Below are 21,951 nucleotides of genomic sequence, written 5' to 3'. Positions count from 1 at the left end.
CATGGAGCAAAGAGCATGGAGCTACAAGCCACGAGCTCAACTCTGACCCCTGAACTTTGAACTCTCCTACTGAATCACCCCCTCCGTCATTCCGTCGTCTGAGCCTCCGGAATTCCTCGTCCCCCTCGAAAATGGGGACAAAGAAGAAATGCTTCGAGCAAAATACAGCAACACAGCAACACCGAACTTCAGGCTATTGCGAAGCTAGCTCCGAACGAGATAAAGCTACCTTTTAACGAGAACTTTCTCACTTCAAACAAGAACATCCTGGCAAAAAGCGAGAACATCCTAACTTTTAACAAGAACTTCCTTGTAAAAAGTGAGAACTTTCTCACTAAAAACGAGAACATTCTAAGTTTAAGCGAGAACAAGCTCACTTTTTTCAAGCCTTTCGGGGTAAAAAGCGAGCTTAACGAGGGTTTTACTTAGAACCGCGAACTTCGGACTGAGATTTATGCTGAATAATACCCCTTTTATGAAAAATCTTAGTTGAATTTCTGTTTATATTTAACCGACAAATGATCGAAAACCGTTGAATACGCTTTATCACATAAAAACAGAGAGAAATTAGTAAACCATAGAAAGTGTCATTTACAAGTATATATTATTGGAAACGACACTTTTTGTTTTACATATAGAAAATATAAATTGCATAAATGATGCGTTAGGCATGCGTTATAAAACATTTTAAATCAAACAAATGAAAACATTTATTTCATATTCATGGTCTAGTTCAACTCATGAAAAATGGGTTTTAGAATTAGCAACAGAATTGAGAAATTCCGGAGTTGATGTGATTCTTGATAAATGGGACTTAAAAGAGGGCCACGATTCGGTTTCATTTATGGAGGAAATGGTTAATAATCCTGACATCAAAAAAGTTATAATAGTTTCTGATAAAATATATTCAAAAAAAGCAAATGGACGTGATGGTGGAGTTGGAACAGAAACTCAAATAATATCGAAAGAAATTTATGATAATGTAAAGCAAGATAAATTTGTCGCTGTAGTAGCTGAAAAAGATGAAAATGGCAAACCATATCTTCCAACTTATTATAAATCTAGAATATATATTGATTTAAGTGAATCAGAGAAATATGCAGAGAATTTTGAAGCTCTGTTAAGATGGATTTTTGACAAACCGATTCATATAAAACCTCCATTGGGGAAAAAACCAGCATTCTTAGATGAAAAGCAAAACATCGAATTAGGAACATCATTTGCTCAAAAAAGGTTGGTTGTTGCAATTAAAGAAAAAAAAGAAATACTCGGTGGAGCACTAAATGAATATCTAACATTATTGGGCGAAAATCTTGAGAAATTTCGTGTTCAACAGCCACAGAAAAAGGAATATGACGATTTAATAGTTGAAACCATAGATGCTTTCAAACCCTATAAAAATGAATTCCTTCAAGTTCTTTTAAACTTTGGTCAGTATGGTATTAATGAGGAGAACACTTCAACAATCCATCGATTCTTTGAATCCTTGATACATTATCTCGAAAAAGATGATAATACACCAGATAGATACACGGATTGGGATTTCGACACTTTTAGATTTATTATTCATGAGCTTTTCCTAAATACAATTGCCGTTTTATTAAAATTCGAAAAATTTCAAAGTGTAAGTTTTCTGCTGTCACAAAAATATTATGTTGCTCAAAATTCAATGTATGGAGAAACTCTAAAGTCTTTCACTGTATTTCGTAATTATTTAAAATCATTAGAACATCGAAACAATAGACTTTCACTGCGTAGACTTTCTGTAAGAGCAGACATGTTAAAAGAAAGAACCGACAGCTCGGGTTTGGAGTTTAGGTACATTATGCAAGCTGATTTTGTTTGTTTTTTAAATGCAGAATTAAATAAAAAAGGTGATTTATATAGTGGTTGGTGGCCTTATACTTTGGTTTACATAAGTCGCTCTTATAATGCTTTGGAAATATTTGCTAGAGCTCAATCCAAAATGTATTTTGATAAAATGAAGTGTATTCTAAATATTGAATCTCCAGATGAATTGAAATTATTAATCGCTGAGTTTAAAGAAGGGAAAAGACAACTTCCAACTTGGGAATTTAATTCTTTTAGTCCAGGAGTTTTAGTTGGAATTGAAAAACTAGCTATAAATAAATAAAAAAACGTCTTATAACACATGTAGTCGTTGCACAACCCTCTAATTTTTAAGTACCTGTTAAAACTACGAAGGGGAATAAGCTGTTTTTCGCGTTTTTAACAGGTTCTTTCATTTCTAGCGATACCGGATTTTCCCCCTCCCGCCAATTTACACCCGGAGCACAACCCGCAAAAGTTGATGCCCAGTTCAGATATATAACCGCACCAAAACAGTCTTCTAAAACCGCGCCACCCACTAAAGCCTTGAAATAGCAACAAACGGTACCTTTCCCGGCATTCCTGAATCCGGAGGATTCACAGGTTGATAGACAATCGATGATCAGAAAAAATACGACTCCGGCCGGAGTCGAACCACTGTATTTCTTTCCAGGCTACAAACATGTGATACCTCCGGTATCGAAAACCATTTTGGTAATACGACCGCACTGCCCTCCCCCTCCCGCCAATTTACACCCGGAGCACAACCCGCAAAAGTTGATGCCCAGTTCAGATATACAACCACACCAAAACAGTCTTCTAAAACCGCGCCACCCACTAAAGCCTTGAAGTAGCAACAAACGGTACATTTCTCCACATTCCTGAATCCGGAGGATTCACAGGTTGATAGACAATACGATGAACAGAAAAAATACGACTCCGACCGGAGTCGTACGACTATATTCTTTCCCTGACTACAAACATGTGATACCTCCGGTATCGAAAACCATTTTGGGAATCCAAACGCACCAACCACCACGAGCAATAAAACCCGCCTCACCCGAGGCATTCAAACAACAATAAAACGAACACTGAACAAAAACCCCCTTTCCGGCTTTTAGGATGATGGATTTCGGTCTATATTTATAACGGGCGAAAATAACATACGATGAAGGAAACATTTCGAATATTTCAGCTTTTCCCGGAACATGTAAAACGCATACAGTCGTCGGAAAATGAACCGCATGCACACGAATACGAAGAACTGCTGATCGGCGTAAAAGGTCGTTTGGAACATTTCATCGATTTTGAATCTACCCAAATGGATGCGCCTTTTGTCAGCTTTATTACCAAAGGGAAAGTGCACCGCGTGCTGCCTTATTTAAAAGACGGCGAATGTAACATCTGGGCCATTCGGTTTAAAAGCGAGTTCATCCCCGAAACTACTTTCCAGTTATATGCCTATTACCACAACAACGCCAATATTCCGCTTCCTCCCGACCGTTGTTTCAAACGCATGGAAACCATTTGTGAGCTGATGCAGGAAGAAACGAAGCAAGAAAACCCGGATTATTCGATCATCCGCCATTTGCTAAGCGCACTGTTTACCATGGTTGAGTCGGAGCGTAAAAAAAAACATCCCGACCATTCCGTTTTAGCCAATACGCAAAGCTCTACTTTCAAAAACTTCCTTTTGCTGCTCGAAGATAATTTTCGCCGCCCCGAGGGTGTGGAGTTTTATGCCGAGAAGCTGTTCATGAGCAGCCGCAACCTCAACATCATTTGCCAGAATATTCTGCAGCAAAGCGTTTCGGAGATTATTGAAACCCGGAAACTGATTGAAGCCAAAAACCTTTTGCTCACCACCGACAAAACGATCGCAGAAATCGGGTTTGAGCTGGGCTACAACGAGAAATCGTATTTTACCAGCGTATTTAAGCGCAAAGCGGGACAAACTCCCAGCGATTTCAGAAAAGAAATGGGCAAACTGATTTCCTGAATTTATAACTCTATTTCCGAAAAGTGATACCCCCCACTTTGGTTAATGTAGCAACTTTGTGTCATTAAAATTGAACACAGTTACAACATTAAAACAAAGGAAATGGAAACAACAAAAACAACCTGGACATTGGATCCATCGCACAGCGAAATTACTTTCAAAGTAAAACACATGATGATCTCGAACGTACGTGGCGAATTCAAATCATTTACAGCAAGCATTGACGGCGAAGATTTTGAAAAATCAACAATCAGTGCGACCATCGACGCCGAATCGATATTTACCAATGCCAACGATCGTGACAATCACCTGAAAAGCGCCGATTTCTTCGACGTTGAAAACTACAAGCAGTTGACATTTGCGGGCACCAATCTTAAAAAAGTGGATGACGATGAATACAAACTCACCGGATTGCTGACCATCAAAAACGTAAGCAAAGAAGTAACGTTTGACGTGGAGTTTGGCGGCATAAACAAAGACCCCTGGGGAAACGAAAAAGCCGGTTTTTCACTGTCAGGAAAAATTAACCGCAAAGACTGGGGACTAAACTGGAATGCCGCACTGGAAGCCGGAGGAGTGCTGGTAAGCGAAGAAGTAAAAATCCAGGCCGAAGTTCAGTTTGTAAAACAAACATCGTAAATCACAGGAAGCATGGAACGGAAACAATTTCTGAAAACATTGTCCTTACTTCCGTTAACAGGAGCAGCTATGAATTTAAGTGAACTTACCGGAATAACATCGTCCTTTGAGAACACGGAGGCCATGCCACTGCTGTTTCTGGGACATGGCAGCCCCATGAACGCCATTGAAGAGAACGAGTTTACCAAAGGTTTCCGCGATATCAGCACGCGTTTTGAAAAACCCAAAGCTATTTTGTGTATTTCGGCACACTGGGAAACCCGCGGAACTTTTGTTACGGCCATGGAGCAACCGCCAACGATCCACGACTTTGGAGGATTTCCCAAAGCCCTGTTTGATGTGCAGTACCCGGCACCGGGAAGTCCTGAACTGGCGGAAATGACCAAGGAGTTGATACAATCGACCGAAGTGGGCCTCACCGAAAAATGGGGATTGGATCACGGAGCCTGGAGCGTCATCAAACACCTCTACCCCGATGCCGATGTTCCGGTCATCGAAATGAGCATCGACTACTCCAAAGGCCCGGAATTTCATTACCAGCTTGGGAAAGAACTGGCCGCATTGCGCCGCAAGGGAGTGTTGATCATCGGAAGCGGAAACCTGGTGCACAACCTGCGAATGGTGGCCTGGGACAAGCTCGAAACACCCGGTTTTGCGTTTGACTGGGCACTGGAAGCCCGCTCGAAAATGAATACATGGATCATGGAGGGAGACCATCAGTCGCTGGTCGACTATCAGAAACAAGGAAAGGCCTTTCAGCTGGCAATTCCCACACCTGATCACTTTTTGCCCTTGCTTTATGTGCTTGGTCTGAAAGAAGCGAAAGATGAAATATCGCTTTTTAACGACAAAGCCCTTGGCGGTTCACTTACCATGACTTCGGCGTTTATCCGTCCTGCATAACCGACATTAACTGTCTTTTTTGTTTTGCACGAGAAAACCTAGGTGCCATTCAACGGTTTAATATGGGAATGAAAGAACATTAACACGAACAAGAAGCCTGTAAATATTCAGTTTTTCAATTTCAGGGTTTTGCTATATTTGACGATTAATTTTGACAGGCGGCTGATGACGATTGAAGAGATAAACAAACTTTGCCAAAATACCCTCATCGGGCATTTGGACATTGAATTTCTGAGTTACGGAGAAGATTTTGTGGAAGCCCGTATGCTGGTAGATCAGAAAAAATGGCAACCGGCGGGCCTGCTACACGGAGGTGCATCGCTGGCATTGGCAGAAACAGTTGCCAGTGGCGGATCGATGTTGTTGGTGGATCCAACTCAGTTTAACGTACTTGGGCTGCAGGTAAGCGGAAATCACATTTCGACCATTAGCGAAGGATTTGTGCTTGCCCGTGCCGAAATCGTTCATCGCGGAAATAAAACGCATGTCTGGGATGTAAAAATTACCTCCAGTGAAGGAAAACTTATTTCGGTGGCGCGTGTTACCAATATGATCATCGAAAAAAAACAGAAGAGGGATTGAATGGAGCAGGTTATTAAAAAAGCATATTCGGTTTTCGATGCTTTAAAAACAGCTTTACAAAAAAAACTCACCTTTGCCATTTACCGCTTACCGGGTGAAGAGGACGTATCGTTGGTGGTACAAAAAGACCACCACTTACAACAAGTAGATAACCTAACGGGCATTCCGGCTAAAGGCGGTTTTCTGATTGCTCCTTTTGACAAGGATAACGGACAGAAAACCTATCTTTTAAGACCTGATTTTGTGGTTCGGAACAGCCTCGACAAGGATACTTTCAACAACATTGAAGCTTTATCGCCAAGCGGGCTGAACGGGATGGAACACATTCCTCCAGCCGAAACCTCGCACGACGAATACATCGATCTGCTCAACGATACGATCGGTGCCATTCAAAGCGGCGAATACGATAAAGTGGTATTATCGCACGTGAAGATCCATCCCGGCGAATATTTCCCGGAGCTGAAAAAGATCTTCCATATACTGTGCGCCACTTATCCCAATGCCTTTGTTTATTTGTTCCGCATGCAGGGACATTGCTGGGTGGGAGCTACGCCCGAGCCCTTGCTTTGTTCGCGCGACAACGAGCTCTATACAGTTTCGCTGGCAGGCACCCGTCCGTATTCGGCTGAAAATGCCGAAATCGCCAACTGGAACAAAAAAGAGCGAATGGAACAGGAATACGTAACGCGTTACGTGGAAGATGTGTTGAAACGGCACAACATTCAGCAATACAAGAAAAGCGGTCCTTACACCAAACGGGCAGGACGTTTGCTGCATTTACGCACCGACTTTACTATTCCGATGGAAGAAGTTGGCAAAAAGATCCCCTCGCTGATCGACTCGCTTCATCCGACTTCTGCCGTGTGTGGAATGCCGATGAAAAAATCGCTTCAGTTTATTAAATCGAAGGAAAAGCACCACCGTGAATATTACGCCGGCTATCTTGGTCCGGTGGGCATCGACAAGGAACTCCGGCTTTTTGTCAACCTGCGTTGCATGAAGGTGTTGGAGGGGCAGTTGGCTTTATACGTGGGAGGAGGCATCACAGCCGATTCGGTAGCCGAAGATGAATGGGAAGAAACCGAGATCAAGGCAGATACCCTTTTGTCCATACTTCATCAGATTCAGTAAATGATCCGGCGTCATCAGCATATTACCGATTTAAGCGTGCTTTGCAAAAAAGCCGGAATCGAGCAAATCATTATTTCGCCCGGATCCCGCAACGCACCGCTTACCAATACCTTTTTTGCCGCTTTTGGCAAAGGCTGCCACAGCATTGTGGATGAACGAAGTGCCGCCTATGTGGGGCTGGGCATGGCGCGCAACCTGCAAAAACCGGTGGTTATTATTTCGACCTCAGGGACTGCGGTTTTAAATTACAGTCCGGCCATTGCAGAAGCCTACTACCAGCGCATTCCATTGATTGTCGTTACTGCCGACCGGCCTTCAAAATGGATCGACCAGCAGGACAATCAAACGATTCGTCAACAGGAGGTGTACCGGAATTTCATTGTAAAAAGCCTGTCACTTCCCGAAGAATACACAGCTGAAACGCTGCAGCAAACGCATCTGGATATAGCCGAAATTATCGAATTGGCAAAAGCGATGAGTGGCCCCGTTCACATCAACGTTCCGCTTGACGAACCGTTGTACGGCGAACTTCCGGCACCATCAGAAATGCTTTTCAATGCATTTGAAAATTCAGAAGAACCGGGACAAATTCCTGCTGAACTAAAAGAACAGTGGGAAAAAGCTGGAAGCATTCTTTTGATCCACGGACAGGATTTTCCAAACAAAAAATTACAACAAACATTTAGCGCACTGGCAAGCGACAAACGCATGGTTGCCATAGCAGAAAACATATCCAATCTTTCAGACGACATTCTTATCGATCAGCCTGAGTTAATGATCTGGCACAGCGATAAAGAAAACCTACCGGCACCCGACCTTTTGATTTATGCCGGTGGTCAGGTGGTTTCCAAACAGCTGAAAGTGCTGATTCGGAAATGGAAGATCAAAAACACCTGGCGCGTTGGCATCGATCTGTTTGAGATGGATACTTTTACGCAGCAAAATCAGTTTGCCAAAATAAGTGCTGCGGATGCTTACACCCAACTTGCAGAAAATATACAAACCGGAGCAGACAATGAATTCAAACAAACCTGGCTGAGTTCCTATAAAAATGCCCGGGAAAAAGCAGTAAAGATCAGTTCCGGACTTTCATTTTCTGATCCTGCGGCATTACAGATCCTTTTAAACAATCTGCCGGAAGAAACGATTCTGGAACTCGGAAACAGCAGCGTCATTCGTTATTCGCAACTTTTACCGGGAGTAAAAAATCATATTCAGTACGCCAACCGCGGTGTTTCAGGCATCGATGGTTGTTTATCCTCTGCCGTAGGAACCGCATTGACTACCAGGCAGCCGACACTCGCCATTTTGGGCGACCTTAGTTTTGTGTACGACAGCAACGCACTCTGGAACCGCGAACTAGCGGGCAACCTGAAAATCGTTGTTTTTAATAACGAAGGTGGCGGTTTGTTTGGATTGATTCCCGGACCTTCGTCACAAGCGGCTTTTAACGATTTTTTTGTCGCACATCATCCTGTGCAGCTACAAAAATTGGCAGAAGCATTTCATTTGAACTATTTTTGTGCGAATGATCCGGCGTCATTAAACAAGCAGTTAAAACCTTTCTTTGAAGTTTCGGAAAGGCCTGCCCTGCTTGAAATAAAAACCGATCAGCATATAAACAAAGAGGCTTTCTTTCGCCTTATTGGAAAGAATAACAGCTAAAAAAATTACACAGATATGACAACAAGAAATTGGGAAACCATCAAAGAATTTGAAGAAATCAAGTTTGAATACTGGGAGGGCATTGGCAAAATTACGATTAACCGTCCGCGTTACCGCAATGCTTTCACGCCCGACACAACGCGTGAAATGTGTGAAGCAATGGTGATTTGCCGCGAAAACCCGGATATTTCGGTGGTGGTTTTCACCGGCGAAGGCGACAAAGCTTTTTGCAGCGGTGGCGACCAGAACGTTAAAAGCACTGCCGGTTACATCGGGAAAGACGGTGTTCCGCGTTTGAACGTGCTGGATCTTCAGAAACTCATCCGTTCCATTCCCAAGCCGGTAATCGCTATGGTGAACGGTTTTGCGATTGGTGGAGGCCACGTATTGCATGTGGTTTGCGACCTATCAATTGCGTCTGAAAATGCCATTTTCGGGCAAACCGGCCCTAAAGTGGGCAGCTTCGATGCCGGTTTCGGATCGTCGTATCTGGCACGTGTGGTAGGTCAGAAAAAAGCCCGTGAAATCTGGTTCCTTTGTGAACAGTATTCAGCTCAGGAAGCACTTGAAATGGGGCTTGTCAACAAAGTGGTTCCTTTTGATGAACTGGAAAACGAAACCGTTCGCTGGGCACAACGAATGATGATGCACAGTCCGCTGGCGCTCCGCATGATCAAAGCCGGGTTGAATGCCGAACTCGATGGTCAGGCAGGAATCCAGGAACTGGCCGGAAACGCTACCATGTTGTATTACATGACCGAAGAAGCCCAGGAAGGAAAGAAAGCATTCCTGGAAAAACGCAAACCCGATTTTTCGAAATATCCTAAAATGCCGTAACACCCGTGAAATTACGTGTCTGGATCAGTGCTTTTCGTTTACGAACCCTCCCGCTGGCGCTTTCGTGCTCGGTAATGGGGAGTTTGCTGGCTTTGTCGCAGGATAAATTCAGGTGGATCATATTTTTGCTGACGGTGTCGACCACGCTGTTTTTGCAAATTTTATCGAACCTGGCCAACGATTACGGCGACACTGTTAGCGGAGTCGACAACGAAAACCGTCTGGGGCCGCAGCGGGTAACACAATCAGGCAAGGTCAGCCGGAAGGAAATGCGCATTGCCATTGGCGTTTTTGCCTTTCTTTCGCTGGTATCCGGCTCCCTGTTGATTTTCCTTGGGCTGCAAAACATCACGCAAATCATACTGTTTTACGTGTTTGGGATCGCTTCCATTATTGCCGCCATCAAATATACCATCGGGAAAAATCCGTATGGATACGCCGGCTTTGGCGATCTCTTCGTATTTATCTTTTTTGGGTTGATCGGTGTTGCGGGAACTTACTACCTGCACACACACGAGTTTTCAGCATGGATTTTATTGCCCGCCTCGACGATCGGGTTGCTTAGTTCGGGAGTTTTAAACCTGAACAACATGCGCGACATCGAAAACGATTCGGAGAGTGGAAAACATACGCTGGTGGTTCGCCTGGGACAAAAACGAGCCAAAGCTTATCACTTTGCGTTGATAGTTGTGGCCATTTTGCTGAGCGTAGCGTACACACTGCATTTTTGCAACTCGGCAAAACAATGGATTTACCTGCTTACAATTCCGCTTTTTGCCTGGAACCTGGCGGTTGTTGCCGGTAACTCAGAGCCGCAGGCGCTCAACAGCGAGCTTAAAAAGTTATCGCTGAGTACCTTTCTTTTCTCCATCGTTTTCGGACTTGCAATGGTGTTGTAATGCTCAAAGCTGAACTCAGATACAAAGAATTTATTTACCGGCGGCCGGCAACTACTTCGCGTGGCACTTACACGCAAAAGAATGTCTGGTTCATTTTGCTGTTTGACGAAGACCATCCACAGATAAAAGGAATCGGCGAGTGCTCCTTATTTCCCGGATTAAGCATCGATGACCGCGAGGATTTTGAGCCGACACTGAAAACAGTGGTAGATTCCATCAACCGGGGAACGTTTGATTTTTCCACTCCCCTTCTGGAGTTTCCATCCATCCAATTTGCGCTGGAAACAGCACAAAAAGATTTACAGGCAAACGGAACAAAACTGCTTTTCCCATCGGCATTTACACGAGGTGAAGATTTTATACGTATCAACGGACTCATCTGGATGGGTGACCGCCGCGATATGGAAAATCAGATCGATCAAAAGCTTTCACAGGGTTTTAGCTGTGTGAAAATGAAAATCGGAGCCATCGGCTTTGAAGACGAATTTGAAGTACTGACTCAACTTCGCAAACGATACCCTGCATCTGATCTTGAAATCAGGCTTGATGCCAACGGAGCCTTTGCTCCAGCAGAAGCGTTGGAGAAATTAAAGCGTCTGTCTGAGTTAACCGTTCACAGCATTGAACAACCCATTCGGCAGAAACAGATCGAAGAAATGGCAAAGCTCTGTGCCGAAACGCCCATCCCGATTGCATTGGACGAAGAGCTGTTGGGTATTTTCCCGAGGGAGAAAAAAGAACAGTTACTAAACGAAATTCAGCCACAATACATCATTCTGAAACCCGGACTACTGGGAGGAACTGAGCTAAGTGAAGAATGGATAGAAGCTGCCGACCAACGAAATATAGGTTGGTGGATCACTTCTGCGCTCGAAACCAACATTGGACTAAACGCCATTGCACAGTGGACCTACACCCTGCAAAAAGATATGCCGCACGGATTAAGTACCGGCGCCTTGTTTGAAAACAACATCCAATCGCCGCTAAATTTAGAGGGAGAAAGGCTTTATTACTCGCCAGAGCGGCACTGGGAAGTGGAAGAACTGGTTTGAAAAAGGACCAAAAAGCAGAAGAATTGAAGGACCGAAGGACTGAAAATTTTAATATCCAACTATCAATATTCAATGTCCAATGCTATTACTTGCATTCTGTGCTTATTTTCGCATTTAATAAAAGAACTTCGTGGTTCTCTGTGCCTTCTCCGTGTTCTTTGTGTTATAAAGGTCTGTTGAACTAACGATTTGAAGGAAAACGCTGAAATTGAAGGAAGAAATTAAAATAACGATTGATAGTCGGCACCTGATTGGTGAAGAACTTGAAAAATACTGTCATTCTCAGCTGCAAGACGCTATGATTCAGTATTGGGAAAAGAAGATTTATTCCTTTATCCTCGACTGGATCAGCGATACTCCTTTCATTGTTCAAACATCTTCCGGAACAACCGGGCAAAAAAAAGAATTTCATCTTTCCAAAGAAGCAATGGTCGCGTCCGCCCGGAAAACCTGTGATATTCTGGGGATCACATCCGAACAGACCGGGTTGCTTTGCTTACCTGTTGACTACATTGCCGGGAAGATGATGATCGTTCGTGCCTTTGTTAGCGGCATCAATCTGTTGATTGCCGATCCAACAGGAACTCCCGACTTGAGTTTGTATGACAAAATCGGATTCACCGCCATGGTTCCCTTACAGGTTTTCAATTTACTGAACACCGGAGGTTCATTAACAAAAATAGAGCGGCTTATCATTGGTGGTGGCGAAATTAATACCGAACTGGAGAAACAACTGAGTCAATTGCCCAACGCCATTTATGCGACCTATGGAATGGCCGAAACCTGTTCGCATGTGGCCTTGCGCAGGGTAAACGGTCCAGAAAAAAGCGCGCTCTTTACTGCTATTCCGGGAGTTCATTTTGAAGTGGATGAAAGAGGCTGCCTCGTAATTTATGCTGATTTCATGGAAAATCCAATCGTTACCAACGACCTCATTGAATTTATCGACACGCACACTTTCCGCTGGCTGGGCCGCTTTGATAACCTCATCAACTCGGGTGGAGTCAAGATTGTTCCTGAAGAATTGGAAGCACTCCTTTCAAAAACAACCGGGTTAAGCGGCGCCTTTATCGGGATGCCTGATGCCAAACTGGGATCGAAGCTGGTACTGGTGCTGGAGCAAAAAGATAAGACAGCTGCGCAGTCCGGTATTTTAGAGGAATTGAAAGGAACACTCCCCAAACATCATCTGCCAAAAGAAATTTTCTATGTGGAAGAATTGCCGCGCAATGCATCTTTCAAACTCGACCGGAATAAAATCAGAAGTCTGCTTCGATAATAAAACTCTTGATCTTATCAGCCGTTTAATATCGTATCCCCCCTTACCAAAGGTACTCTGAATCATTTCTCCCGTCGAACAGCCACATCATTTGCCACCTAAGTAAATTCCGGTTATATTTGAACATCCCGCTATTGGGATACAGTTTTATCCATTAACTATTAAACCAACAAAGTATGCAAACCAAAAGTATTGTAGTATTATTTGTACTCGGCCTGCTCTGCAGTTGCCAGCCGAAATGGCACCCCCTGTTCAACGACGATCTTTCAAATGCCCTGGATGTTAACGGTGTGTGGTCTATTCAGGAAGGCATTCTTACTGCTTCGGAAGACGCTTGTATATTCACAAACACAGAATATGAGAATTTTGTGGTCGATCTAGAATTTAAAAATGAAACCGGAACAAACAGCGGGGTGATCGTATATTGTACCGACCGAGAAAACTGGATTCCCAATTCGGTGGAAGTACAAATCAGCGACGACCAGCACTTTAAAGACCAAGGCTGGAACCCAACTTTTATGTGTGGCGGAATATTCGGGCACCTGGCGCCAAGCTCCTCATTAGTAAAACAACCCGGAGAATGGAACCATATGAACATCCGGTGCGAAGGGCAACAGATCACGGTTACCCTGAACGGGGAAGTTTCTGCCGACATGGACATGGCGCTTTGGACCAGCGGCACCAAAAACCCTGACGGAACAGATATCCCTTCGTGGCTGCCGAAACCATTTGCAGAACTCCCAACCAAAGGCTACATCGGCTTTCAGGGAAAACACGGAGAGGCAAATATCTATTTCAGGAACATTAAAATATCTTCAATAAAATAACTGAAAGAGGAATAATATTCATTATAAGAGAGCTGGAAGCCGGGGCCTATTTCGTTCCGGCTTCTTCTCTCAAAATACTGAACTCCTGAGCATTTAACACTCTCCAGACTTACTGGGGGCATGCCAAATTTCCTTCACTGCGAAATCTCTGTGGTGCTCTGTGGTTTCCTTGATCTTTAACCACAGAGAACACGAAGTCTTTCACAGAGGTTTGCCGAGTTTTTTCTATTTCTTTTATTCTGACACAAAAAGGAAATCTCTCGTGCACCCGATCCCCTTCTTATGTAAAGATTAAGCTTTCCTTTCAATTGCCAACCTAAGTAAAGTGTTCGCTCCAACTTAGATAGCTTTACGCTAAAATTCAGCATATGTGGGTGGCGCTTGCATTAATTTCGGCGGTATTACTGGGTTTATACGATGTACTTAAAAAGCTTTCGTTAAACGGAAACGCGGTTTTGCCGGTGCTGTTTCTGTCCACCATTACGGCTGCGGTTACCGTTGCTCCGTTTGTGTTTGGATCGGCTTTCTTTCCCGATTTTTTTCAATCCATCCAAATGTATGTTCCGCCGGTAAGCGCACACGAGCATCTGTTGATCTTTATAAAATCGGTGATCGTGGTCGGCAGCTGGATTTTTGCTTTCTACGCTATGAAAAACCTGCCCATTACCATCATCTCTCCCATTCGGGCCACCGGCCCAATCTGGACATTGATTGGGGCGATCCTTATTTTTCACGAACACCTCAACCTGCTTCAATGGACGGGCGTTGCCATTACCCTCGTTTTCTTTTACCTGCTTTCTACGGCAGGAAAACTGGAAGGCATCAATTTCAAACGAAACGTCTGGATATTTTGCATCATTACCGCAACACTTTTGGGCGCAGCCAGCGGTTTGTTCGACAAATACCTCCTCCGGCGCATCGACCGGCTGGCGGTTCAGGCTTGGTTTTCGTTTTACCAGGTGGTGGTAATGTTGCCCGCAATCGCCCTTTTTCGCTGGCGAAACCCCCGACAGGAACGGCCTCCGTTCGAGTGGCGCTGGAGCATTCCACTGATTGCTATTTTCCTGCTTTTTGCCGACTACATGTATTTCTACGCACTCAGTATCCCCGATTCGATGATCTCCATTGTTTCGGCTTTGCGGCGCGGCGGTGTTCTGGTTGCTTTTTCGGTAGGAGCCATTCTTTTCCGAGAACACAACATCAAACGCAAAGGGATTTATCTGCTGGGAATCCTTCTGGGGATCCTGATCATCAGTTACGGCTCACGGTAATTTCACCCAACAAAAAAGATCACTGTTTCAAACAACTGTGCTGAAGCTGTCCTTGCCACGAAACATATTTTCCGGCAATGCATTAATTTGTATTTTGCGACCAATAACTTTCACAAAAAACGAATTATCACATGAAGAACTTAACCAGCCTACTCCTGATTATTCTGCTTTCAGGAAGCAATTTATTTGCCCAGTCTGCCTATCAACCCACCGAAAAAAATATTGAAAACCGTGAGTGGTTTCAGGATGCCAAATTTGGCTTATTTATTCATTGGGGCGTTTACTCCATACTCGGAGACGGGGAATGGGTAATGAACCAGCAAAAAATTCCGATCCGCCAGTACCAAAAGCTTCCGGCCTTTTTTAATCCAACCGATTTTAATCCGGCGGAATGGGTGGCAATGGTCAAAAAAGCCGGGATGAAATACATTACCATCACCAGCAAACACCACGACGGTTTTGCGATGTATGATTCCAAGGTCAGCAATTACGACATAATAGACAGCACACCATACAAAAAAGATGTGTTGAAAATGCTGAAGGAAGAATGTGACAAACAAGGAGTAAAGCTTTTCTTCTATTACTCGCAACTCGACTGGCATCACCCCGATTATTTTCCACTTGGCAGAACCGGCCAGGAATATACCGGCAGACCCGAAAGTGGAAACTGGAAAAGCTACATCGACTACATGAATACACAGCTTTCGGAACTGCTGACCAACTATGGCGAAGTGGGCGGAATTTGGTTCGATGGCATGTGGGACAAGAAAGATGAGAACTGGCACCTGGACGAGACTTACTCGCTCATTCACAAACTGCAACCCGGTACCCTGGTCGGCAGCAACCACCACCTGGACCCGATTGCCGGCGAAGATTTCCAGATGTTTGAACGCGATCTTCCCGGCGAAAACACCATGGGCTTCAACCAAACCGGAACCATTTCAGAACTTCCGCTGGAAATGTGCGAAACCATGAACGGCTCGTGGGGATTTAACCTGCAGGATCAGAAATACAAATCATCGCAAAAGCTGATCCAGACCATGGTAAAAGCAGCCGGTTACGGAGCTAATTTCCTGTTAAACACCGGCCCGATGCCCAACGGTAAAATTCAGCCCGAAAACATTGACACTTTGATGGTGATGGGCCAGTGGCTCGACAAATACGGCGAAACCATTTACGGCACACGCAGAGGTCCGATTCGCCCGCAGGAATGGGGAGCCACTACGCTTGACAAAGACGGCAATGTGTATATCCACGTGCTGGAAATGCAGGACGAAGAACTTTTGATCCCTTCGTTGCCGGGTAAAATTAAATCGGCTGTTTATTTTGACGGCGGCGAAAAAGTGCAGTTTAAGAAGACAGAAGAGGGCATACTACTTACTATTCCGAAGGAAAAAAGAGACAAAATTGACACCATATTGGTTTTGAGACTAAGCTGATTTTCAGCTAAACATATAGCAAATACAGGTGATAAATCCGGGCAATATCCCGGATTTTTTATTTAGTGTCTTATCTCCGGGATTCTCCGTCAAACAACAATCATTTCGTCAAATTCTTCATCAAATCCATCAATTATTCGTTGTATCCTATTCAAAATATCATCTTTTCCAGAATCAATTCTATAAATAAAACTTAAAACAATAAAATGTATTGTTGGGATTATAAGGAGAAAAGAAACAAACGTAACATGTAGAATCATGACAGAAAGATTCAATTCAAAGAAGTGAATATCCTTCTGTTCCGCTATCATTAAAATAAAAATAAATAGAAGTATACAAACTGAAAATGTTATGGGTGATAACAAAAATGATCTAAAATCTGAATTAAAAAATTCAATTGTAATTAGAAATATTGAAATAAATACAATAAGGTTAAAAAACAAAAATAGGTTTGATTCATCAAACACGTAATAAAAAAACAAAAGAGCAAATAAACATAATAACCCTAAATTCAAATATCTATAAACAAAACTCCTTTTAACAAATCGATTAAAACAAATATTCAAAAAGAATCTAGCAAAATCAATCTTAAAAATCTTAAACTGAAATGAAATAAAGCGCTTTGACAAATAATCACGAGTACTAACAATAGGATATTTATTTGGTACATTATCAATAGTAACCCAAAAAATTTCCAAACGAGTTAAAAGTTCTTCAACTTTTTCAACAATTACATTTTTTGTAAAAATTAAAGTAGATCCCCCCAAAAAGATAGCAGCTATTAATTGATAAAATGCAATAATAGATGAATTATCTGATAGAAAATTGTCAGGCTGCATTCAAGACTTCTGATGTTTGGTCAACAAAATATTTATTAAAAATTGAAACCAGTTTTTTAGCTCTAGTTACGTTATGGAAATTGGCAATCGCTTTAAAGTTATTCGGTTTTAGTTCTATTCTGGTTATTTTATCATCTCCAACCAAAAAATTACATTCATGAATAAATTTAAAATGAGAGTATACCTCTCTAGCATAACCATCCTTTAATATGCGCACGGATACATTAGAATTTCCACTATTCTTTTCTTGCAATAAATAAAATAATGCACTCTTTTTGTCTGACAAGAAATAATTATTTTCAACCAATACACTAACCTTGCCTCCTTTTTCAACAAATTTTTTTAATGCTTTTACGTAATTTATTTCAGAAGCAAGCTCTCCTCCTAAACCTTTGGCAAAAATTAGGATTTCCTTTTTACATGCATTGAAAATTTCTTCCATCAAAATCAATGCATAATCCTTCCCATCGTTATTAAATGAACCTAAGTTATTATTTCTTTTGTGATTAACGACAAGCTTACGATAGAGCTCTAAACTTTTTCTTTTGTTAATGTTGATCATGGAGGACATGATTTTTATCAGTAAATGTTACGCAAAATTAAAAATTCCTGCAAATTGGTACTGCTATAGACCAATAATTTCGCATCAAAAATGTTAAACTTTGTTAAAAAAAATACACACAACCCAAATTGTTTCAATATGGGACAAAATTCTTATTCTTCTAAGAATCTAACATTTCCAGATAATATAAACAAAGTATAAATTTATGAATATGCTGATTAAGTTCTTTTCTATGAAAAACAATTTATCCTCTGCCATAATTACGTAATTCATTTTTAAAAATTTCACGACATGATGTAATGCTTTTCGGGGGCCGACGTCTTAACTTTGAAAACAACAAACAAGAAGCAGAAAAGCAAACAAAAAAGCATGGTTGCCCGAGATTTTAAAACGAGTGTATTACCGGTAAGCAAAAAACTGCTGCGCTTTGCCACCCACTTCCTGAAAGACGAGGACCTGGCACGCGACGTTGTTCAGGACGTGTTCCTGAAGCTCTGGCAGAAAAGGGAAACGCTCGCTGAAATCGAAAACATGGAGGCCTTTGCCATGCGGATGACACGCAACCACTGCATCGATATCGTAAGAGCCAACCGGGTTGTACCGATCGATGCAGACACGGACCGGAAACTGAAAGAAGAAACGGTCGATGTTCATTCAAAAGTTGAATTAAGCGAATCAGCCGGACAAATCCGGAGGCTGATCGACCGGCTGCCCGACCTGCAGCGCAACGTAATGCACATGCGCGACATTGAGCAGTTGAGTTACGACGAAATCGCTGATATTACCGGATTACAGGTGAATGCGATCAGGGTGAACCTGTCGAGAGCCCGAAAAAAAGTACGGGATGAATTTTTAAAAATGAATGACAATGAGAACCGAAGAAGTAAAAAATTTATTGCAACGTTACTTTGACGGCGAAAGCACCGATGCCGACGAAAGAATGCTGGAAGCCTATTTCCAGTCGGGAGAAGTGGCGGAAGAAGTAGCTGAATATGCCGAGTTCTTTGGAGGAATTTCAGAGTTGGCCCACATAGCCGACGACCCGACCATTGAAGAAGATGTAATGGATTACATCCTGGAGAACGAGCACCGCGAAAAGACCCGGTACCGTTCGATGTGGAAGGTAGTAACCGGGATTGCGGCTTCTGTGATCATTGTTTTGGGAGGATTCCTGTTCTACCAGGAGCAGCAGAAATCCTTTAAAGATACGTTCCAGGATCCGGACGAAGCCTACGCCTACGCCACCAAAACGTTGGAGTTTGTTTCAGGCAAATACAGCAAAGGTTTGGCCCAGCTATCCAATTTCGACATGTTGCACAAGGCTTCAGACCCGATAAAAAAAGGAACAGAGCCCGTAGTGGAATTCTACGACGAGTTAAACAAAATAGAAAAGCATTAATCAATAAAACATACCTGCCAACCGGTAGCTAGCAGCCGGCAGGAGGAAACATAAAAGAGTAATAACAAGTAAAAAATAAAACGTCATGAAAAAGTTAATATTAGTACTAGCATTAATACTGCCGCTCGCAGTGTTCGCACAAAAAGACCCGGTTGACAAGTTATTTTCCAAATACGCCAACCAAAAGGGATTTACCACGGTTAACATTTCCGGAAAACTGCTGGGCTTTGCCGCTCAGATCGAAACCGGCGATGAAACCACCAAGGATCTCCTATCCGGTTTGAAAGGCATCCGTGTGCTTTCGGTAGAAGACGATGAACTCAACAAAAAAATAGATTTCTACAAGGAATTGGAAGCCGATGGTTTCTTTAAAAACAACGACTTTGAAGTGCTGATGGAAGTAACCGAAGAAAATGAAGTGGTACGCTTTCTGGCACGCGACGCCGGCAACGGGAAAATCTCCGACCTGCTGCTGGTGGTTGGTGGCGACGACAATGCCCTGATCAGCATCAGCGGGATCATCGATCCTGAGAACATCGGCAAAATCACCAAAGCCGTAAACATCGATGTTGGAGACAAGTTTGAATAGCCTTTTTAAAGCGAATAATTAAGAATCCGGGAACTATCCCGGATTTTTTTTGCCCGGTAGTCTTCTGTTTTCAAAATTTTGTACATTTAGTTTTCAATTCATATTCATGGAAAAAGAAACAATCTTTCGAAAACAAAGCATACAACCCGGGGATACAGCACTGCTACCCTGTAACAATTTTCTGATAGGCGTAAAACGGGAAAAAGAAGGCTGGTTTTTACGCGTATTTGAAGAAAACACAGCCTCCGATACTGTTCAAGCGGAAGAAATCAGCTCCGGAGAATATTTTCAGTCGGGCAAATCGAACAGCCTTGTGATCAGTCCGGCACTTCCATCAAAGCCACTGGTTTTTAAAGGCAATAAAATGATGATTGCGCCCCACCAGCGAATGACTTTCTTTATTAAGATCCCGCTGGTGCTACAGGTGTATTTCTCAAAGGTGCAGGCCGAAAACCTGTTAAAGGAAATCCCCTCCACCCGTTTATCGGACACCTGGTTTGGAGAGCCCGACAGCGGAGTTCCGGCTTACTCGATTGGCAACGAGTACTTTCTTTCGTTTTCTGATATGAAAGTTTCGGAATTCGAAGCCATCTGCCCGATCAGTATTTTCAACGACTGGAATCAAACGCTGGAAGTACAGCGCCTGATCATAAAAACAGATAACCTGCCCCTTTACAAAAACAATAGCCAGCTGGTGACAGGCGTGGTAAAACTCGAATACAAGGGGCAGGACAGCATAAGTTCGGTGGCCTACGGAACAGCGAAACAATTCCACGGAGAAAACCCCGAAACGGTGGCCAAACCGCGAACAAACGACTTAAAAGGTTTGTTAAAGGCAAACTTTCACTTTATCAGAAATATTTACAGATTTGAATAATGAACTTTGACTGGTCAAAATACTTTAACGCCGAAAACCTCGAACGCCTGATCATTGCACTGATAATTATCGCCATTGGCACGGTGATCATCTATGCTATCCGGTCGGTTGTTAAAAGGCTGCTTCCCAAATCCATGTCGAAACAACGGCAGATGATCGTTACCCGTTTGATCAATTATACGGGCTACATAATCCTTGCCTTTGTTGTTATTGCTGAAATGAATATCAACCTGACGCCGTTCTTCGGAGCTGCCGGGATTATCGGGATTGTACTCGGTGTGGCCTCACAAACCAGCATTGGCAACATTGTCAGCGGCTTTTTCCTGGTATCGGAAAAATCATTCGAGATTGGTGATGTGGTTAGAATCGGCGACAAATCGGGTGTGGTTTACAGCATCGACCTTTTGTCCATAAAAATCAGGACATTCGACGGACTGTTGCTACGTATTCCCAACCAAACCGTGATCAGTTCAGAAGTGATCAACGTTACCAAATTCCCCATCCGAAGGCTCGATTTTAACATCGGCGTTGCTTACAAGGAAGACCTGAGAAGAGTAAGAGAATTACTGGAGCAAATTGTGAGGCAAAACCCATTGTGTCTCGACGAACCCGAGCCACTGATCGTTTTCAAAGAGTTTGGCGCCAGCAGCATCAACATACACCTGGGGGTTTGGTTTGAAAAAGCCAATTACCAGGCGGTTAAAAATTCCGTTTTTCTGGACGTAAAAGAAACTTTCGACCGCGAAGGTATTGAAATCCCGTTCCCGCATGTTACGCTTTACACCGGTGAGGTTACCAAACCCTTCCCCATTGTAAAAAAGGAAGATACAGAGGCCAAAGGATAAAGAAAGCTGCGGTTCTCTTAATCACGAAAGTGGAATGAAAAGCTAAAGCTGCATCCTGAAACGAAAAATGCTTGAATGCATAAATGCTTTAATGCAAGAATAAGCTACGAGTTTTCCATTTAGTGAATATTTACTTCTACAGATGACATCGTTGTTTCCATTTAGCGAATGCTTATTTCTTCAGATGTCATCGCTGTTTCCATTTAGTGAATGCTTATTTCTTCGGATGTTATCGTTGTTTCCAAAAAGAGAGTGTTGAGGAATGACGGAGGGGGTGCTGCTGTCACAGTGTTTAGAGTTCAGGGTTCAAAGTTCAGCGTTGGGCTCGTCGCTCGAAATTCCATGCCCTTTGCCCCATGCGCTCTGCAATTTGACAATGGCTTGTAGTCCGGTGTTGCTGTAGTCTACTTGTGACTTGAAGCTTGTGGCTCAGCTCACAGCTTTTCAAAAAAAACGTCGTGCCCGGAAAAGACACGACGTTTTGATA

The 21,951-nt window shown here is 43.0% G+C and carries 21 protein-coding genes; 19 read left to right on the top strand and 2 right to left on the bottom strand.

Annotated elements, in window-relative coordinates; translation table 11 throughout:
* Window positions 1-700 precede the first annotated feature (700 nt).
* From INQ51_RS12400 to INQ51_RS12335, 14 genes are all read left to right on the top strand, one after another.
* Window positions 701-2,134 carry an SEFIR domain-containing protein gene (locus INQ51_RS12400; protein WP_233378285.1) on the top strand — a complete coding sequence of 478 codons (1,434 nt, stop codon included), beginning with the start codon at window positions 701-703 and terminating at the stop codon, window positions 2,132-2,134.
* An 864-nt stretch (window positions 2,135-2,998) separates the two neighbouring features.
* Window positions 2,999-3,829, top strand: coding sequence for an AraC family transcriptional regulator (locus INQ51_RS12395; protein ID WP_233378284.1), 831 nt, complete (start codon window positions 2,999-3,001; stop codon window positions 3,827-3,829).
* A gap of 102 nt (window positions 3,830-3,931) precedes the next feature.
* Complete coding sequence (locus tag INQ51_RS12390) at window positions 3,932-4,468, top strand: YceI family protein (protein ID WP_233378283.1); 537 nt, start codon at window positions 3,932-3,934, stop codon at window positions 4,466-4,468.
* Window positions 4,469-4,480: 12 nt separating this feature from the next.
* On the top strand, window positions 4,481-5,371 hold the full coding sequence (ygiD, locus tag INQ51_RS12385) for a 4,5-DOPA dioxygenase extradiol (protein ID WP_233378282.1): 891 nt from the start codon (window positions 4,481-4,483) through the stop codon (window positions 5,369-5,371).
* A 165-nt stretch (window positions 5,372-5,536) separates the two neighbouring features.
* On the top strand, window positions 5,537-5,953 hold the full coding sequence (locus tag INQ51_RS12380) for a PaaI family thioesterase (protein ID WP_233378281.1): 417 nt from the start codon (window positions 5,537-5,539) through the stop codon (window positions 5,951-5,953).
* Entirely contained in the window at window positions 5,954-7,084 is a 1,131-nt protein-coding gene (locus tag INQ51_RS12375) for a chorismate-binding protein (RefSeq protein ID WP_233378280.1), read from the top strand.
* Window positions 7,085-8,749: a 2-succinyl-5-enolpyruvyl-6-hydroxy-3-cyclohexene-1-carboxylic-acid synthase gene (menD, locus tag INQ51_RS12370; protein ID WP_233378279.1), complete on the top strand. Its 1,665-nt coding sequence runs from the start codon at window positions 7,085-7,087 to the stop codon at window positions 8,747-8,749.
* A gap of 15 nt (window positions 8,750-8,764) precedes the next feature.
* Window positions 8,765-9,586, top strand: coding sequence for a 1,4-dihydroxy-2-naphthoyl-CoA synthase (gene menB, locus INQ51_RS12365; RefSeq protein ID WP_233378278.1), 822 nt, complete (start codon window positions 8,765-8,767; stop codon window positions 9,584-9,586).
* Between the two features lie 5 nt (window positions 9,587-9,591).
* A complete protein-coding gene (locus INQ51_RS12360; protein WP_233378277.1) occupies window positions 9,592-10,485 on the top strand; it encodes a 1,4-dihydroxy-2-naphthoate polyprenyltransferase in 894 nt (297 codons plus the stop codon).
* Window positions 10,485-11,537 (top strand): o-succinylbenzoate synthase, encoded by a 1,053-nt coding sequence (locus INQ51_RS12355; RefSeq protein WP_233378276.1) that lies wholly within the window; start codon window positions 10,485-10,487, stop codon window positions 11,535-11,537. The genes INQ51_RS12360 and INQ51_RS12355 overlap by 1 nt, the downstream gene beginning before the upstream one ends.
* A 208-nt stretch (window positions 11,538-11,745) precedes the next feature.
* Window positions 11,746-12,816, top strand: a complete 1,071-nt coding sequence (locus INQ51_RS12350; RefSeq protein ID WP_233378275.1) for an AMP-binding protein — start codon at window positions 11,746-11,748, stop codon at window positions 12,814-12,816.
* 176 nt (window positions 12,817-12,992) lie between these two features.
* Window positions 12,993-13,643, top strand: a complete 651-nt coding sequence (locus INQ51_RS12345; RefSeq protein WP_233378274.1) for a DUF1080 domain-containing protein — start codon at window positions 12,993-12,995, stop codon at window positions 13,641-13,643.
* Window positions 13,644-14,011: 368 nt separating this feature from the next.
* The gene (locus INQ51_RS12340; protein ID WP_233378273.1) at window positions 14,012-14,914 is read left to right on the top strand and encodes an EamA family transporter; all 903 of its coding nucleotides are present in this window, start codon (window positions 14,012-14,014) and stop codon (window positions 14,912-14,914) included.
* A gap of 131 nt (window positions 14,915-15,045) precedes the next feature.
* Window positions 15,046-16,353 carry an alpha-L-fucosidase gene (locus INQ51_RS12335; RefSeq protein ID WP_233378272.1) on the top strand — a complete coding sequence of 436 codons (1,308 nt, stop codon included), beginning with the start codon at window positions 15,046-15,048 and terminating at the stop codon, window positions 16,351-16,353.
* A gap of 89 nt (window positions 16,354-16,442) precedes the next feature.
* Here INQ51_RS12335 and INQ51_RS12330 read toward each other — a convergent pair whose 3' ends face one another.
* Both INQ51_RS12330 and INQ51_RS12325 read right to left on the bottom strand, forming a co-directional pair.
* Entirely contained in the window at window positions 16,443-17,192 is a 750-nt protein-coding gene (locus INQ51_RS12330) for a hypothetical protein (RefSeq protein ID WP_233378271.1), read from the bottom strand.
* On the bottom strand, window positions 17,182-17,754 hold the full coding sequence (locus INQ51_RS12325; protein WP_233378270.1) for a hypothetical protein: 573 nt from the start codon (window positions 17,752-17,754) through the stop codon (window positions 17,182-17,184). Before INQ51_RS12325 ends, INQ51_RS12330 begins: the two co-directional genes overlap by 11 nt.
* 369 nt (window positions 17,755-18,123) lie before the next feature.
* Between INQ51_RS12325 and INQ51_RS12320 the strand changes: the two genes are divergently transcribed.
* The 5 genes from INQ51_RS12320 to INQ51_RS12300 all read left to right on the top strand — a co-directional run bounded on the left by INQ51_RS12320 (window position 18,124) and on the right by INQ51_RS12300 (window position 21,464).
* Window positions 18,124-18,666 (top strand): RNA polymerase sigma factor, encoded by a 543-nt coding sequence (locus tag INQ51_RS12320; protein ID WP_233378269.1) that lies wholly within the window; start codon window positions 18,124-18,126, stop codon window positions 18,664-18,666.
* On the top strand, window positions 18,623-19,153 hold the full coding sequence (locus INQ51_RS12315; RefSeq protein WP_233378268.1) for an anti-sigma factor family protein: 531 nt from the start codon (window positions 18,623-18,625) through the stop codon (window positions 19,151-19,153). The genes INQ51_RS12320 and INQ51_RS12315 overlap by 44 nt, the downstream gene beginning before the upstream one ends.
* Window positions 19,154-19,238: 85 nt before the next feature.
* On the top strand, window positions 19,239-19,742 hold the full coding sequence (locus INQ51_RS12310) for a DUF4252 domain-containing protein (protein WP_233378267.1): 504 nt from the start codon (window positions 19,239-19,241) through the stop codon (window positions 19,740-19,742).
* A gap of 106 nt (window positions 19,743-19,848) precedes the next feature.
* Window positions 19,849-20,619 carry a DUF432 domain-containing protein gene (locus tag INQ51_RS12305; RefSeq protein ID WP_233378266.1) on the top strand — a complete coding sequence of 257 codons (771 nt, stop codon included), beginning with the start codon at window positions 19,849-19,851 and terminating at the stop codon, window positions 20,617-20,619.
* Window positions 20,619-21,464 (top strand): mechanosensitive ion channel family protein, encoded by an 846-nt coding sequence (locus INQ51_RS12300; RefSeq protein WP_233378265.1) that lies wholly within the window; start codon window positions 20,619-20,621, stop codon window positions 21,462-21,464. Before INQ51_RS12305 ends, INQ51_RS12300 begins: the two co-directional genes overlap by 1 nt.
* The last annotated feature ends 487 nt before the right edge of the window (window positions 21,465-21,951 follow it).

Origin of the sequence: Maribellus sp. CM-23 (genome assembly GCF_021354595.1) — a bacterium.
Taxonomy (GTDB): Bacteria; Bacteroidota; Bacteroidia; order Bacteroidales; family Prolixibacteraceae; genus Draconibacterium.
Note: the sequence above shows the minus strand (reverse complement) of the source record. Positions and strands in the feature narration are given on the sequence as shown.

Bases quoted from the DNA above. Each gene is read 5' to 3' on its own strand.
- menD (WP_233378279.1), top strand. From the start codon at position 7,085: ATGATCCGGCGTCATCAGCATATTACCGATTTAAGCGTGCTTTGCAAA.
- INQ51_RS12335 (WP_233378272.1), top strand. From the start codon at position 15,046: ATGAAGAACTTAACCAGCCTACTCCTGATTATTCTGCTTTCAGGAAGC.
- INQ51_RS12310 (WP_233378267.1), top strand. From the start codon at position 19,239: ATGAAAAAGTTAATATTAGTACTAGCATTAATACTGCCGCTCGCAGTG.
- INQ51_RS12315 (WP_233378268.1), top strand. From the start codon at position 18,623: ATGAGAACCGAAGAAGTAAAAAATTTATTGCAACGTTACTTTGACGGC.
- INQ51_RS12400 (WP_233378285.1), top strand. From the start codon at position 701: ATGAAAACATTTATTTCATATTCATGGTCTAGTTCAACTCATGAAAAA.
- INQ51_RS12355 (WP_233378276.1), top strand. From the start codon at position 10,485: ATGCTCAAAGCTGAACTCAGATACAAAGAATTTATTTACCGGCGGCCG.
- INQ51_RS12305 (WP_233378266.1), top strand. From the start codon at position 19,849: ATGGAAAAAGAAACAATCTTTCGAAAACAAAGCATACAACCCGGGGAT.
- INQ51_RS12330 (WP_233378271.1), bottom strand. From the start codon at position 17,192: ATGCAGCCTGACAATTTTCTATCAGATAATTCATCTATTATTGCATTT.
- INQ51_RS12300 (WP_233378265.1), top strand. From the start codon at position 20,619: ATGAACTTTGACTGGTCAAAATACTTTAACGCCGAAAACCTCGAACGC.
- INQ51_RS12325 (WP_233378270.1), bottom strand. From the start codon at position 17,754: ATGATCAACATTAACAAAAGAAAAAGTTTAGAGCTCTATCGTAAGCTT.
- INQ51_RS12380 (WP_233378281.1), top strand. From the start codon at position 5,537: ATGACGATTGAAGAGATAAACAAACTTTGCCAAAATACCCTCATCGGG.
- INQ51_RS12345 (WP_233378274.1), top strand. From the start codon at position 12,993: ATGCAAACCAAAAGTATTGTAGTATTATTTGTACTCGGCCTGCTCTGC.
- ygiD (WP_233378282.1), top strand. From the start codon at position 4,481: ATGGAACGGAAACAATTTCTGAAAACATTGTCCTTACTTCCGTTAACA.
- INQ51_RS12395 (WP_233378284.1), top strand. From the start codon at position 2,999: ATGAAGGAAACATTTCGAATATTTCAGCTTTTCCCGGAACATGTAAAA.
- INQ51_RS12340 (WP_233378273.1), top strand. From the start codon at position 14,012: ATGTGGGTGGCGCTTGCATTAATTTCGGCGGTATTACTGGGTTTATAC.
- INQ51_RS12390 (WP_233378283.1), top strand. From the start codon at position 3,932: ATGGAAACAACAAAAACAACCTGGACATTGGATCCATCGCACAGCGAA.
- INQ51_RS12320 (WP_233378269.1), top strand. From the start codon at position 18,124: ATGGTTGCCCGAGATTTTAAAACGAGTGTATTACCGGTAAGCAAAAAA.
- INQ51_RS12375 (WP_233378280.1), top strand. From the start codon at position 5,954: ATGGAGCAGGTTATTAAAAAAGCATATTCGGTTTTCGATGCTTTAAAA.
- menB (WP_233378278.1), top strand. From the start codon at position 8,765: ATGACAACAAGAAATTGGGAAACCATCAAAGAATTTGAAGAAATCAAG.